Below are 13,866 nucleotides of genomic sequence, written 5' to 3'. Positions count from 1 at the left end.
CGGATGCGAGACGTCGGGGCAGCGGGCTGCCGGCGGCAACGGACCGTTCGGGGTCAAAGCGAACCGCTTGACCCTGGACACAACCGGCATGATGATCGAGCGGATGACATGGGCAATTTCAAGATCGGCGAACTGGCCGCCGCTGCGGGCGTGGGCCGCGACACGATCCGCTATTATGAGCGGATGGGTTTGCTGCGCGAACCCGCGCGCACGGCAGCGGGCTACAGGCTCTACGACGCGACCGACCTCGAGCGCGTCAATTTCATCCGCTCGGCGCAGGAGCTTGGTTTCACACTCGAACAGGCCCGGCAGCTGCTGGCGCTCAGGGCGTCGGACACCGCGCATGCCCAGGCCGTGCTCGATATCACGCTTGCCAAGATCGCGGACGCCGAAGCCCGGCTCGAGCGCCTGTCGGATATCCGCGACATGCTGCGGATGCTCGCCGACGAATGCCCGGGCGAAGTGCCCGTCTCCGATTGCCCGATCCTCGCCTTCCTGACGGCGCGGCGGAAAGACCAACAGCATAACAAGAAACATCAGGCAGCGCAGGACGAACGATCATCACTAGCGAAAGGGCTTTTGTCATGAAGAAAATGCGTTTGATCGCCGTCCTCACGCCGGCGCTGCTTCTAGGCGCCTGTGTAACCACGCGGCCGACCTCGGCGCAGGTCGAGAGTTGCCGGGCGATGGAGGGCAATATGGGTCTCCAGACGCCGCATGATCATGGCGAGATGAAGGGGCAGGGGCGCAACCCGATGAACCTCTCGCACGACCGGTGCCTTCAGATCCTGCGCAGCGCGCAATGAGCCGGTCCGGGCGCCATCCCCGGCGCCCGGGACCACAGTTTTCAAGCCAAGGAGCAAGCTATGATCGACCATGCGAAAAAAGCCCTTCCGCTTGTCGGCGGAAGCCTGTTGCTGGCGCTCGCGCTTTCGGGCTGCGACCGCCAGGCCGACCAGACGGTGCCGCCCGCGGCGAACAGCGTCGCCGCCACCCCGGTCCTGACCGACAGCGGCAACGCTGCAGACGCGGCGTCGATGGACGCGATGAGCAACCAGGCCGAGATGGAGCGGCATCACCGTCAGGCGATGGACCATGACGCGATGCGCGCCGGGGCCGGCAACCAGACCGCGCCGGCACCCGATCCCGCGCCGGGCAATTCGGCGATGCCGATGAAGGATATGTAAGCGCGCTGAAAAAGGGGATGAGGATGTCCAGGCGGATCAGCCTTCGACGCTTGAGCCTCGGCTGCGCAATCGCTCTCAGCCTGTCCGCGGGCGCGGGCGCGCAGGAGGGCGAGGATCATGCCGCGCATCATGGCGCAGGCATGCCGGCCGGCGGGGGCATGTCCGCACCGGCATCGTCGGGGTCGTCGGACATGGCGAAGATGATGAACCCCATGATGGATCGCATGATCAATGGGGAAGGGGAGAATGAGCACGGCCACGAATCGCGCCGGACCGGCTTCATCTCGCAACTGCTCGCCTTTCCCGCGCTCGACGAAGCGGCAAGGCAGCGGGTCGCTGCGCAGGCTGGCGAACGGGTAAGCACGGGCCTAGCGATGATCAACGCCGCCTCGGCCGACGGCGCGCGTGCAACCACGGTCTCGGCCCGGCTCGATGCGGCGCGCCGCCTGCGCGAGGGAACCGACCTGTTCCGGTCCGGCACCGCCGCGCAGGGCGCGATCGGCGGCTTGCAGCCGCCCCGGGAGGTCGGGCTTGCCTGGCTGCGCGATCAGCTCGACATCGACCAGGCCGCGCCCGGCCATGCCGACCACTGGTTCGGCATCTCGCCCTCACACCTCCTTCTCATGCTCTTCCTGGGGCTGGTGAGCGCCACGCTGATCGCGCTGCAGATCTTCCGCCTCCGGCGGATCGGGGCGATCGCCGGCGGTGTCGCCACCGCCAAGACCTCGGAAAAGCCGGAGCCGAAGGCTGTCCCGCCCGCTGCGAAGTTCGCGCCCGCACCTGCCCCCGTTGCCGGCAGCGCCGGGCTCGCCTCGAGCAATGCGGCCGCGCCCGCGGGAGCTTCGCTGCGCAAGCCCAAAAGCTGGGCGGGGCAGCTGCGCGTGGTCCAGATCGTGCGAGAGACGCCGAGCGTGCTGACCTTCCGGCTCGCGGACCCGGCCGCCGACCGGCTGCCGTTCGACTTCCTGCCGGGCCAGTTCCTGCAGGTCGAGGTAGAGCCCGAAGCGGGCAAGACCGCGCGCCGTTCCTACACGATCGCCTCTTCGCCGACCCAGCGGGCCTATGTCGAACTGACGGTCAAGCGCGAGGAGCAGGGCGTGGTCTCGCGATACCTGCACGACAAGGTCGTCGCCGACGATCTGCTGAAGGTCAGCGGACCGTTCGGCGCCTTCACCTTCACGGGAACGGATGCCCAGAGCATCGTGCTGATCGCGGGCGGGGTCGGCATCACCCCGATGATGTCGGTGCTGCGCTATCTCACCGACACCGCGTGGAAGGGTGATATCTTCTTCTTCTACGGCGCACGGTCGACCGAGGAATTCGTGTTCCGCGACGAGCTCGAACGGCTCGAACGCCGTTTTCCCAACCTCCATGTCGTCGCCGCGATGCAGCGCGCGCCCGGCACCGTCTGGATGGGCCCCGAAGGGCCGATCACCCGCGAGATGATCCTGGCCGCGGTGCCGGAGATCGCGAGCCGGCGGATCCATATGTGCGGCCCGCCGGCGATGATGGGCGCGATGCGCGGCGTGCTGGCGGAACTCGGCGTCCCCGAAGCGCAGCTGCACACCGAGGCGTTCGGTCCGGCCTCGCTGCCGGCCGACCACGAGGATCTCGAGGTCAAGCCCGCGCCCGCGCCAGCAGCTAAGCCGGCCCCGAGCGCCGAGGTGGCACCGAGCACGGTGACCTTCTCCGTGTCGGGGGTGTCGGCGGCTTTGCCCGCGGACGAGACCGTGCTCGAGGCGGCCGAGGGCGCGGGCGTCGAGATCCCCTATGCCTGCCGTGCGGGCACATGCGGCGCCTGCGTCGTCAAGCTGCTGCAAGGCGAGGTGACGATGGAGGTCGAGTCCGGCCTCGCGCCCGCCGACAAGGCGCAGGGCTATGTGCTCGCGTGCCAGGCGAAGGGCACGGGCACGCCGCTCGTGGTCGAAGCCTGATGCGCGAACGCAGCGACATCGCCGTCGGCCTGCTGGTCGCGTTCCTGCTGCTGTTCCCGTTCGGCTACCTCGTGCATGTGTCACCGCGCTTTCCGGGCAGCCTGGCCGGCGGGATCATCGGGATCGCAGCGCTCGTGCTGATGCTGCTGACGCTTCCCTATGTCGCGGCCAAGCATATCGCCTGGGTCGACAAGGCGCTCTCCCGGCTCGTCAGCAAGCCGACCCTGCTCGCCATCCACATCTATGCCGGCGTGCTGGCGCCGATCCTGGGTCTGGTCCACGCCGCGCACAAGCTCGAAAGCCCGGTCGGACTGCTTCTGACCATCCTTCTGCTGATGACGGTCATCACCGGCTTCATCGGCCGCTACCTGCTTGCCCAGCTTGGTCGGGCGCTGCGCGGACGCAGGTCGGAACTGGCTTCGCTTCGCGCCGCCTTCCTCGAGGAGCCGGCCGCGCCGACGCAGGCCGATACCGCAGCCGCGCCGCTGTCGGGCTGGAGGCGCTATCTGTTCGTCGCCGGGGATGCGCCCGCGGGCCAGCACCCCCAGGACAAGGCGGGGATCGCCGCGGCGCTGGCCGATACCGAATTCGCGATCCGCGCCGAAGAGGCGACCAACACCCTGTTCGCGCGATGGCGGTTCCTGCACATCCTGCTGGGCTGTCTCATCTTCGCGCTGCTCGCGCTCCACGTCGGCGCGGCGATCTATTACGGGCTGCGCTGGCTATGAGCTGGCAGCGTCTTTCCTACGCCGTCTTCATCGCGGCCCTGCTGGTGATGGTCGCCGCGGTCGCGATCCGGATGCGATCGGACGCGCCGAGGGATGCCGGCCTGGTGGCGCAGCTCGTAGCGCCCGGCCCGCTCTCGAGCGCCCACCAGTCCTTCGCCGGCCAATGCACGGCCTGCCACACGCCGGGCAAGGGCGTCGAAACCCGGACCTGTCTCACCTGCCATGCGGGCACGGATTTCGGGACGAAGCAGTCGACGCAGTTCCACGCGAAAGCGACGCAGTGCACCTCCTGCCACGTCGAACATGAGGGAGAGCGCGGCATCATCCGCATGGATCACGCCGCCTTGCTCGACATGGCAAAGTGGCGGCAGCCTTTGGCGGGCATGTCGACAAACACTCGAAGCCTGACCCCCGAGACCGCGCTCAATTGCGCGAGCTGCCATGCGTTCCGCGATCCGCACCAGGGCCTGTTCGGCACCGACTGCGCGAGCTGTCACAAGACCGACAGCTGGAAGATCGCCAATTACCGCCATCCATCGGTCAATTCGACGCAGTGCGCCGAGTGCCACAAGGCGCCGCCCAGTCACTTCATGGAGCATTTCAGCATGGTCTCGCAGCGCGCAGCCGGGTCGAAGGCGCGCGTCGACCAATGCTATGCCTGTCACGCTACCGACAGCTTCAACAATATCCGCAAGCGAGGCTGGTATGATCACCATTGAGGCCGACTGGCTGAGCGCCTTCTTCCGGCTCGCGGTGATCGGCCTGGAACTGGCGGGCACGCTGACCATCCTGGTCGGCGCGGGGCTCGCAACCTTTCTGTTTGCGCGGCGGGCGAGGGCGGGCGACCGAACCGAGGCCTATAGCGCGTTCCGATCGGCGCTCGGCCGCAGCATCCTGCTCGGCCTGGAATTTCTGGTCGCCGGCGACATCGTCAAGTCGCTGGTGATCAACCCGACGCTCGACGATCTCATCGTGCTGGCCGGGCTTGTGCTGGTGCGGACCTTCCTGAGCATCTCGCTCGGGGTCGAGATCAACGGCCACTGGCCCTGGGAGGAAACGCGGATGGCGCGGGAGAAGGCGCGTGCGGCGTCGGATGGGTCGCCGGCTACGGCTGAGGCCGCCGGATGCGGCACAGCGCTCAAGCGATAGCAGATGGAAGGCGCATCATGATCGAGAGACGCGAATTGCTGATGGCGGGCGCCGGCCTTGCCGCCGCCGGAACGCTGGCTGCGCCGGCGGCGGCGCAGCAGCATCGAATGGAAGGGATGGCGATGTCGATGACGGACTGCATCGACGATTGCGTGGCGTCTCACCGCATGTGCCTGGAAACCGCCGCCTGGCTGACGAAGCAAGGCGGCGCGTCAGCCACGGCGTCGCTGATCGCCATGCTGAACGACTGTGCGGAACTGTGCCAGGCGACCGCCAACTCGATGCTGCGCGAATCCCCGCTCCATACCATCCTGTGTCGCGCCTGCGCTGACGCCTGCGAACGATGTGCGCGGGAATGCCTGAGCCACGTCGTGGACGAGCGGATGAAGCGTTGCTCGGCTACCTGCAAGGACTGCGCCGCCAGCTGTCGGATGATGGCGGACATGGCGAGCTGAGTTTCCTCGAACGCGCCCAGGCGTAGTGAGGTCAAGCAGCTCCAGCACCATTGAAGCGATCCGTCGGCTCTACAATGTGGGACCGCTGCGAAGCTGGGTCGTATGGGTGCGAAAGCGGGACTGGTTAAGGATCGGCGGTAGCGCTTCTAGACCAGCCAGGCAGCGATCGCGCCAACCACCGACTTGGTTTCGGCAACGTCGCGGACTCGCACGGTATCCAGCCCGAGATGCTTGGCCGGATAATCATTTCCGCCCGGGAAGATCGCGTCACCGAAGAAGATCATCTCGTCGAGTGCGACGCCGGTCTGCTCGGAAAGGCGCTTAAGGCCATAGGCCTTGTCTATCCCTTCGCGGGTGATGTCGATCGATGTCGCCCCGCCGATATTGATGGCAAAGCCTGGCAGCAACGGCTGGAGCAGGGCCTGCAATTTCTTGCGCTTGGCGTGATCGGGATCCCACGTGTCCTTGGCCTCGAGCGGCGCCTGCTGACCGAGCGCGGAGAATGTGATCTGGCTGCCGCGATCCTCGATCTGCTCGCCCCAGATGTTCTCGTTTGCATAGCCCGCCTGCTCGACCGCCTTGGTCAGTGCTTCGCGGATGCGCTGGCTTTCGTCGCCGGTGAACAGATCGGCATAGATACGCGTCCATTGGCCGTCGGCGTGACGATATAGCTTGGTGCCCGTGGTCGGCTGGATGATAAAATTGTCGAGCCGCGCACGGGCGGGCATGCGCGACACCACCTGTTTCTCGAATTGCGGCCAGTCGCCTCCGGAGATGATCGCTACCATCGTCACGTCGAGCAGGCGGGTAAGCAGATCCGCCATTTCATCGTCGAGCGGCTGCTTGTTGAGCGCGAGCGTTCCATCGAGGTCGAAAGCGGCCAGTCGCTTCATGATGATCATCCCACAAGCGGCAGCAGAAATGCGTCGATGGCATCGGCGATGCCATCTTTGTCGTCGCTGGTTGAAATGTAGTGCGCTGCGCTACGGATCTCCTCAGGCGCCTTGCCCATGGCGATCGATAGGCCGGTGCGCACGAGCAAAGGGCAGGTCATTGGGCATGTGGCCGAGCGCCCGCGCCAGGGCATCGACGCCAGCTCGCTTGTTGGCATAGGGCCACCTTTTCCTCGTCCGGAAGCGAACTCGTCGCCCCCGTTACCGCTCATGTGGTTGCTCGCTTGCACTGCGCATGAGCCGATCACCGTCATCCCAAGTTCTGCGCCGGCTGCCTTGTCCTGGGCGATCTGCGATCAGATGCCATCGCAGGCGTCCCTTCTGTCTAGCGACAAATACGCATTACCACCGGCAGATGGTCTGCATAGTCTGCCAAGGGCAACCAACGAAGCTCTCAGCGGAGTGAGTGTGGATCGGAAGGGAATAGTATGACGATCGCGCTTAACGGGTTATATCGATGCCGGCTGCTCACTTTCACACGGTGGTCGTGTTCCATCTGGGCGATTTTCGCCGCGCTCACTGTGCCAACGCTACCTTCGCCGGCCAGGGTCGTTCCCGCAGGGGAAGATACCTCGACCACCAAGCTCGCGGGTGTCTGGTCATTTGATGGCCGATCCGGCTGTAAGTCGGGGATGGCCTGGGTTCTTAATCGCAACGGATCTTACAGCGAAATCCGATTGCCTGACCAGACGCCGCTTGGCGGAGGAAAGTGGTATGAACGCGGCGATACCATCTTTTACTCATTGCCGCGAGTACTGACAGCGGCCGCGGGACGGCCCGACAAGCGTATGGTCATTATAGAGCGCGGCCCGCGGCGCCTGGTGGCCGTGACTAACCGCAGGGTTCGTCATGTGATGCACAAGTGTCCGGGATGATCGAATGCCTTCGATCGAGATGTGCGAAACGTTCTGGCCCAAGCCCGAAAAGGGAACAAAAACGAGAGTGGAGTTCGAAGTCACACGTCGAGCATTGCCCCCTTATTGGCAGATGCAGGATCGGATTTCGCTTCTTGAGTTGTTCCCACTACGTCACGGAAAACTGACCCATCATGCCTTCGTCCTCGTGCTCCAGGATATGGCAATGGAACAGGAAGGGCGCTTTTGAAGCAGGCTGGTCGAAGCGGATTAATAATTCGACCGGTTCGTCCACGACGATGGTGTCACGTGGCCCCTGATCAAGAAGATCTGGCTCCTCGCCATCGCGACTTAGCACGTCGAAGTGCACTCCATGAATGTGGAAGGGATGGGCCATTTTCTGCCCGGAGACTTTCCATATCTCGACGGCGCCAAGCTCGACCTCCTCATCGATTCGATCCATATCGAATCGCCTGTGGTTGATCGTTAGCGGCTCTTCGTCGCTATCCATCATGCCTCCCAGCCTCATGTTGAGCACCAGACGTCGCCGTGCGACGACCGTAGCCGGATCTGGCACCGCGCGGGACGCCAGGAGGAGGGGAAGCGTGGTGCTACCTCGCTTACTCGATGCCAAGCGCGGTGAGAATGTGAGGACAGTTTCATTGCCTGCGTTGTTTTCGCTAGCCTCGTGCCGATGCATCATGCTCATGCCATGCATCCTCAGGGTGCTTTGGTCTGGAGCCGAGACCAACGAGACCGGTCTGCCATCGCTGAAGTCCACCAAAATCTCAGCCCGCTGACCGGAGGCCAGAGGGAGGGACTGCAATTCAACGGACTTTTCCAAAAGGCCGCCCTCGGTGCCGATCCAATAAAAGGCTCGTCCGTCGCTGAACGAAAGATCGTAAGTCCGGGCATTCGAACCATTTACAAGCCGCAGCCGCACTAAGCTTCTGGGAACGTCTGCTCGCGGGTTGTACGCGCCGTTTACGAGAATAACGTTGCCCCGCCTCCCGTCCAGCGCCACCATCATGCCCGCCGGTAACACCAGACGGCCATCCACGAACTGCCGATCCTGGATCAAGATTGGTAGATCGTCGACGCCATAATCCGAAGGCAAACCGAGACCTTGCTCTTCCTCGTCGGTGACGAAGAGCAATCCCGCTAGGCCTGCATAGACCTGCTCCGCCGTTTGGCCATGTGCATGCGAATGATAAAAGAGAGTGGCCGCCGGCTGACGGATCGGCAGCGTCGGACGCCAAGTCTCGCCTGGACTAATGGTCTGGTGGGGGCTGCCGTCCAGCTCTCCCGGTACGAGCAGCCCGTGCCAGTGAACCGTGGTATCAGCAGACAGATTGTTGCTGACTGTCACCGTCACGTCGTCCCCGCGATGTACCCGCAGAGTCGGGCCGAGATAGCTGCCGTTGTATCCCATGGTGGCGCTCCGCCGCCCTGGGAAGAAAGTGGTTTCCCCTTCCTGCGCCCTCAGTCCAATTCTCTGCCCATGGTCGCGTGCATCTAACAGGCGAGGAATGGGCAGCGTGCCTGCTTGGTCCGGCGTCGCAAATCTGCGCGTGCATGCCGCCCCCAGCAGGAGGCCTCCGCCCGCCAAGAGAGTTCGCCGATTCAGAAAAGTCATTTCGAAGCCCCTCCTGAGCAATCGTGAAACTGACGCAAGCGCGCTTTTCTCGATCCCGATGAGATCCACCGAGGCGAAGCGCCGCTCTTCCCTTAAAGGGCGCGCGGGAGGGCAATATCCGTAATACCCGAACCGATCGCTTTTGTGCCCGCCCCCTCTGGGAAGACAAAATTGCCCTTCTAAGCTGGTCGCGGCCCTCGCCAGTTGATCAATCATCAGCCAGGCGAGCGTTCAATCACTGCGGCACCGATCCGAGCGAGCGTCTATTCCGACAATTTAGCCTGGGCCAGTCCGAGTGGCTGGTTCGGCGGTGGGCCTTGCCACGATCGCGCCGAAGCAAAAGCGGCGTGCGATTTACGTTTCGCTGTTCGCCACTGCAGCAGGCGGCGTCGCTTTCCAGTGCTCGGGCTAGGCGGAGGCTTTGATGGCCGCCGTCTTCGGTCATCCGCGCCCAGCTTTTGCTAGCAGCCGAACTAAAGCGGACATTGCAGGCTGACCGCCAGCTTCGCAAATTACGTATACTGCCGCCTCCAGGCCGACACCATCTCAACGGCAAGCTCCCTGGGGAGCGAGAATCGACCGGGCATGTGTCCGGTCGAACTGAAACTCAGACTTGAAGGAATCATATTTGCGCAAGAAAGCAGCGATTATCGCGTCGCTCGCAGCCTTTGGCGTCCTTGCCGTCGGCGCCGGGCCAGTTCTCGCCGATGGGATGCCGCCGGGCATGCCGGACCTTGAGCAGACGCTCAAGGCGAAGCCGGCGCCGGCTCGGTCCGAGACGGCCCAGATGCAAGGAATGCGACACCGCGAAGTGCGGATGCACGGTGAGATGATGCAGGACCATCGGATCGCTATGCGGGAGATGGGAACCCAGGACGGAGCCTCCCGCATGTTGCGTAGGTCGCGGGGCGGTTGCTGACCCTGCACTTAAGCCAGCTCCGATCACGAGGCGGGGTGGCCAACGACCGTGGCCTGGTTCAACTGCAGCTTTGGCCCGCCGTTCTCCCACGGCGGGCCAATTGGTTTTTGCACTTCGCTGTCGGCCGCCATCAAGCGGGATCATGAATTCGCTTGACCTTGGACCATGGTCCACCCCGCACGATCCCGCGCATGCTAGTCGCGATCCAAAGCGGATTCGTAAGTTACGTATACAGACTGCGTCTCGCTAGCAGCATTGAAGCTTCGGAATTGCCGGGATCGGAACGTCGATCGGGCAACAGGACGAACACTCGGAGACCCTCAATGCGACAGACGACACTTCTAGCGGCGACCGTCAGCCTCTTCGCGACGCTAACCTTCGCCGCCGGCACCGCTCTCGCCCAGTCGACGCCCGCGCCCGCACAGACTGCGCCGGCCCATGCCCACCAGCAGGGCATGGATCATGGCGGGCAGCAGATGCACGATCAGATGATGAAGGATCATCAGGCCGGCGCGCAGAAGCAGCAGGGGCAACCGGCCCAGCAGGATCAACAGGGCATGTCGGGGATGGCCGGCATGTCCGGCGGGTCGCCTGCATCGAACGGCTCGGGCATGGCCGGTAAGGCGAAGAGTGGCTGCTGCAAGATGCCGATGAAGAAGGCCAAGCCGGCCGCGAAGAAGAAGACCGCCAAGCCCATGGCCGACAAGCCGATGAGCGACATGTGAAGTTTCCAGCCCCGATAAAACACCCCCCGGGGCTGAGGGCCCGCCGCCGCCCCCGCGGCGGGCCAGTTCTTTGACGATGCCCAGCGTCGCCCGTGCTCCCGGCCTTCAAAACCGGGTCCGAGCGTCTGACGTGACAGAGGAAACAGCGATGCGAAATCATCTTGGCGTCGGTGCTGCTATTGGCTTTCTGTTCTTTGGCAGCACGCCGCTCCTCGCACAGGGTATCGGCCATAGCTTGTTCATGCGCGGCAAGATCGTCCGTATGGATGCGGGCGGCACAGTGGCCTGCCTGGGCAAGGCCGATGGCGCGCACATCGGGCAGATACTCGAAGTCTATCACGCAACGCCGCGACACCGCCGCCTTGTCGGTCATGTCGAAGTCGACCAGATTTTCGACGACCATTACGCTCATTTTCGCGTGAGGGACGGGACGCTTCAGAAAGGCGATTGGGTGAGCCTAAAGCGCGTCCGGGCGTAACGCCAGAATTGGAATGCCAAGCGCCGCCCTCCCCAAAAGAAGAATCAGCCGAGTAGCGTGTCTCGGCATAATTCCGATCATGCGTGCGCGAATAGGTTCGGGAGTCGATGAATACTCATCGGCTCCGTTGGCGTGTCTGACCCTCAAAGACCGCGACACCGATACCAAACTACCTTCTGCGGAACTTACTTATAGGCCGCCCGGGCAAAGAGATTACTCCGTCAGGCCATCGATAGAGATGGAGTCAGGTTATGTTCGAGAAGGCGATCGGGACCATTAACGCGGCGGCCTCCTTCCGACACCGCTATGATAATTTCATCGGAGGCCGCTGGAGCGCTCCTGCGGGCGGCGAGTATTTCGCCGACACGAGCCCGATCAATGGCGCCCAGATCGCAGAGTTCGCGCTGTCGACGCCGGAAGATGTCGAGCGCGCGCTCGATGCGGCGCACGCCGCCAAGGATCAATGGGCAAGGATCGCGCCCGCCGAACGCGCCAGGATTCTCAATCGCGTCGCCGACCGGCTCGAAGACAATCTGGAGTTGCTGGCACTTGCCGAGACGATCGACAATGGCAAGCCGATCCGCGAGACGCGCGCTGCCGACGTGCCGCTCGCGATCGACCATTTCCGCTACTTCGCCGGCTGCATCCGGGCGGAGGAAGGCGGCATCTCGACGATCGATGCGGACACCATCGCCTATCATTTCCGCGAGCCGCTCGGCGTCGTCGGCCAGATCATCCCGTGGAACTTCCCGCTGCTGATGGCGGCGTGGAAGATCGCCCCGGCGCTGGCGGCGGGCAACTGCACCGTCATCAAACCCGCATCCCAGACGCCGCTCACCTTGCTGATGTTCGCCGAGCTCACCGCCGACATCCTGCCGCCCGGCGTGCTCAATGTCGTTACCGGCCCGGGACGGACCGTTGGCCAGGCGATCGCCGCCAATCCGCGCATCGCCAAGGTCTCGTTCACCGGCGAGACCGTCACCGGCAAGCAGATCATGCACGCCGCGGCGGACCATCTGATCCCCCAGACGATGGAGCTTGGCGGCAAGTCGCCCAACATCTTCATGGCGGACGTGCTCGACGAGGACGATGCCTTCTTCGACAAGGCGCTCGAAGGCTTTACTTTGTTCGCCTTCAACAAGGGCGAGGTCTGTACCTGCCCGTCGCGCGCCCTGATCCATGAGTCGATCTTCGACCGCTTCATCGAGCGCGCCGTGGCGCGCGTCGCCGCGATCCGCCAGGGCGATCCGCTCGACCCGTCGGTCCAGGTCGGCGCGCAGGCGTCGGAGGACCAGCTCCACAAGATCCTGGGCTATATCGATATCGGCAAGGCCGAGGGCGCGCAGTGTCTGGTCGGTGGCGCCAGGGCGCTGCCGGGCGGTGCGCTCGACCAGGGCTATTTCGTGCAGCCGACCGTGTTCGTGGGTCAGAACCACATGCGCATCTTCCAGGAGGAGATCTTCGGTCCCGTCCTGTCGGTCACCACGTTCAAGACGGTCGAGGAGGCGATCGCACTTGCCAATGACACCGCCTACGGTCTTGGCGCGGGCGTCTGGACCCGGAGCGGCAACACCGCCTACCGGCTCGGCCGCGCGATCGAGGCCGGGCGGGTCTGGACCAACTGCTATCATCAGTACCCCGCCCATGCCGCCTTCGGCGGATACAAGGCATCGGGCTTCGGGCGTGAAAACCACCGGATGATGCTCGATCATTATCAGCAGACCAAGAATCTGCTCGTCTCCTATGACGAGCACGCGCTCGGCCTATTCTGACCCCCCCGCTTAAAAGGAGAAACGGACATGGCGAAAACCATGAAGGCGGCGGTCGTCCGCGAATTTGGCAAGCCCCTGGTCATCGAGGACGCGCCGATCCCGACGGTCGGCCCCGGGCAGGTCCTGGTCAAGATTGCGGCAACCGGCGTGTGCCATACCGACCTGCACGCGGCAGAAGGGGACTGGCCGGTCAAGCCCAACCCGCCCTTCATTCCTGGCCATGAGGGCGTCGGGCATGTCGCCGCCGTTGGTGCCGGCGTCACCCATGTGAAGGAAGGCGACCGGGTCGGTGTGCCCTGGCTCTACACCGCCTGCGGGCACTGCGTGCATTGCCTGGGTGGCTGGGAGACGCTTTGCCACGAACAGCAGAACACCGGCTATTCGGTCAATGGCAGCTTTGCCGAATATGTCCTCGCCGATCCCAACTATGTTGGTCACCTTCCCGACAATGTCGACTTCCTCGACATTGCGCCGATCCTCTGCGCGGGCGTCACCGTCTACAAGGGATTGAAGGCCACCGAGGCCCGACCCGGCGAGTGGGTGGTCGTCTCCGGCATTGGCGGGCTCGGCCACATGGCGGTGCAATATGCCCGAGCCATGGGTCTCAATGTGGCCGCGGTCGACATCGACGATAGCAAGCTCGACCTCGCTACACGCCTTGGCGCCACACTGACGGTCAACGCGCGCAACGAGGACCCTTCGGCAGCGCTCAAGAAAGCCATTGGCGGCGCGCACGGGGCGCTGGTGACCGCCGTTTCGCCCAAGGCGTTCCAGCAGGCGCTCGGCATGGTCCGGCGCGGCGGCACGGTCGCGCTCAACGGCCTGCCGCCGGGCGACTTCCCGTTGTCGATCTTCGACACCGTGCTGAACGGCATTACCGTGCGCGGCTCGATCGTCGGCACGCGGCTCGATCTGCTCGAGGCACTGGCGTTCGCCGGCGAGGGCAAGGTCAAGGCCACGGTCCATGCAGACAAGCTGGAGAACATCAACGACGTCTTCTCCCGCATGCATCATGGCGACATCGAGGGCCGGATCGTCCTCGACCTCGCCTGAAGCCGACTTCGCGAAAGTACAGT

General features: G+C 64.2%; 16 protein-coding genes. 12 read left to right on the top strand and 4 right to left on the bottom strand.

Translation table 11 applies throughout. From position 1 onward, the window contains the following. The first annotated feature begins 108 nt into the window (after nt 1-108). Genes VHN57_RS24780 through VHN57_RS24745 form a run of 8 tightly spaced genes read left to right on the top strand, consistent with a single transcriptional unit; the run spans nt 109 to nt 5,453 of the window. Nucleotides 109-588, top strand: coding sequence for a heavy metal-responsive transcriptional regulator (locus tag VHN57_RS24780; protein WP_004213016.1), 480 nt, complete (start codon nt 109-111; stop codon nt 586-588). Continuing rightward, nucleotides 585-806 carry a hypothetical protein gene (locus VHN57_RS24775; RefSeq protein WP_004212658.1) on the top strand — a complete coding sequence of 74 codons (222 nt, stop codon included), beginning with the start codon at nt 585-587 and terminating at the stop codon, nt 804-806. Before VHN57_RS24780 ends, VHN57_RS24775 begins: the two co-directional genes overlap by 4 nt. Nucleotides 807-866: 60 nt before the next feature. Then, complete coding sequence (locus VHN57_RS24770; protein ID WP_009824017.1) at nt 867-1,187, top strand: hypothetical protein; 321 nt, start codon at nt 867-869, stop codon at nt 1,185-1,187. 23 nt (nt 1,188-1,210) lie between these two features. Next, nucleotides 1,211-3,121, top strand: a complete 1,911-nt coding sequence (locus VHN57_RS24765) for a 2Fe-2S iron-sulfur cluster-binding protein (protein WP_004213019.1) — start codon at nt 1,211-1,213, stop codon at nt 3,119-3,121. Continuing rightward, nucleotides 3,121-3,849 carry a hypothetical protein gene (locus VHN57_RS24760; RefSeq protein WP_017503491.1) on the top strand — a complete coding sequence of 243 codons (729 nt, stop codon included), beginning with the start codon at nt 3,121-3,123 and terminating at the stop codon, nt 3,847-3,849. The genes VHN57_RS24765 and VHN57_RS24760 overlap by 1 nt, the downstream gene beginning before the upstream one ends. Continuing rightward, nucleotides 3,846-4,568, top strand: coding sequence for a hypothetical protein (locus VHN57_RS24755; protein ID WP_004212662.1), 723 nt, complete (start codon nt 3,846-3,848; stop codon nt 4,566-4,568). Before VHN57_RS24760 ends, VHN57_RS24755 begins: the two co-directional genes overlap by 4 nt. Then, nucleotides 4,555-4,998, top strand: a complete 444-nt coding sequence (locus VHN57_RS24750) for a DUF1622 domain-containing protein (RefSeq protein ID WP_004212663.1) — start codon at nt 4,555-4,557, stop codon at nt 4,996-4,998. The genes VHN57_RS24755 and VHN57_RS24750 overlap by 14 nt, the downstream gene beginning before the upstream one ends. Nucleotides 4,999-5,012: 14 nt before the next feature. Beyond that, nucleotides 5,013-5,453, top strand: coding sequence for a four-helix bundle copper-binding protein (locus tag VHN57_RS24745; RefSeq protein WP_026109687.1), 441 nt, complete (start codon nt 5,013-5,015; stop codon nt 5,451-5,453). 146 nt (nt 5,454-5,599) lie between these two features. Here VHN57_RS24745 and VHN57_RS24740 read toward each other — a convergent pair whose 3' ends face one another. The 4 genes from VHN57_RS24740 to VHN57_RS24725 all read right to left on the bottom strand — a co-directional run bounded on the left by VHN57_RS24740 (nt 5,600) and on the right by VHN57_RS24725 (nt 9,740). Continuing rightward, nucleotides 5,600-6,346, bottom strand: coding sequence for an HAD-IIB family hydrolase (locus VHN57_RS24740; RefSeq protein ID WP_004213020.1), 747 nt, complete (start codon nt 6,344-6,346; stop codon nt 5,600-5,602). A gap of 5 nt (nt 6,347-6,351) precedes the next feature. Next, entirely contained in the window at nt 6,352-6,489 is a 138-nt protein-coding gene (locus VHN57_RS24735) for an HAD hydrolase family protein (protein ID WP_423286528.1), read from the bottom strand. Between the two features lie 940 nt (nt 6,490-7,429). Next, a complete protein-coding gene (locus tag VHN57_RS24730; protein ID WP_037522288.1) occupies nt 7,430-8,896 on the bottom strand; it encodes a multicopper oxidase family protein in 1,467 nt (488 codons plus the stop codon). Nucleotides 8,897-9,518: 622 nt separating this feature from the next. Further along, a complete protein-coding gene (locus VHN57_RS24725) occupies nt 9,519-9,740 on the bottom strand; it encodes a hypothetical protein (RefSeq protein WP_169863481.1) in 222 nt (73 codons plus the stop codon). A 398-nt stretch (nt 9,741-10,138) separates the two neighbouring features. Here VHN57_RS24725 and VHN57_RS24720 point away from each other — a divergent pair, with 398 nt between their 5' ends. The 4 genes from VHN57_RS24720 to adhP all read left to right on the top strand — a co-directional run bounded on the left by VHN57_RS24720 (nt 10,139) and on the right by adhP (nt 13,843). Further along, nucleotides 10,139-10,540, top strand: coding sequence for a hypothetical protein (locus tag VHN57_RS24720; RefSeq protein ID WP_017501289.1), 402 nt, complete (start codon nt 10,139-10,141; stop codon nt 10,538-10,540). Between the two features lie 148 nt (nt 10,541-10,688). Next, nucleotides 10,689-11,018, top strand: a complete 330-nt coding sequence (locus VHN57_RS24715) for a hypothetical protein (RefSeq protein ID WP_017501290.1) — start codon at nt 10,689-10,691, stop codon at nt 11,016-11,018. Nucleotides 11,019-11,269: 251 nt separating this feature from the next. Further along, complete coding sequence (locus VHN57_RS24710; RefSeq protein WP_015449264.1) at nt 11,270-12,790, top strand: aldehyde dehydrogenase family protein; 1,521 nt, start codon at nt 11,270-11,272, stop codon at nt 12,788-12,790. Nucleotides 12,791-12,817: 27 nt separating this feature from the next. Continuing rightward, nucleotides 12,818-13,843 (top strand): alcohol dehydrogenase AdhP, encoded by a 1,026-nt coding sequence (gene adhP, locus VHN57_RS24705; RefSeq protein WP_004212676.1) that lies wholly within the window; start codon nt 12,818-12,820, stop codon nt 13,841-13,843. The last annotated feature ends 23 nt before the right edge of the window (nt 13,844-13,866 follow it).

The sequence above is a fragment of the Sphingobium salicis subsp. salicis genome (assembly GCF_049472635.1).
Lineage (GTDB): Bacteria > Pseudomonadota > Alphaproteobacteria > Sphingomonadales > Sphingomonadaceae > Sphingobium > Sphingobium yanoikuyae_A.
This window is presented reverse-complemented; position numbering and strand designations above follow the sequence as displayed.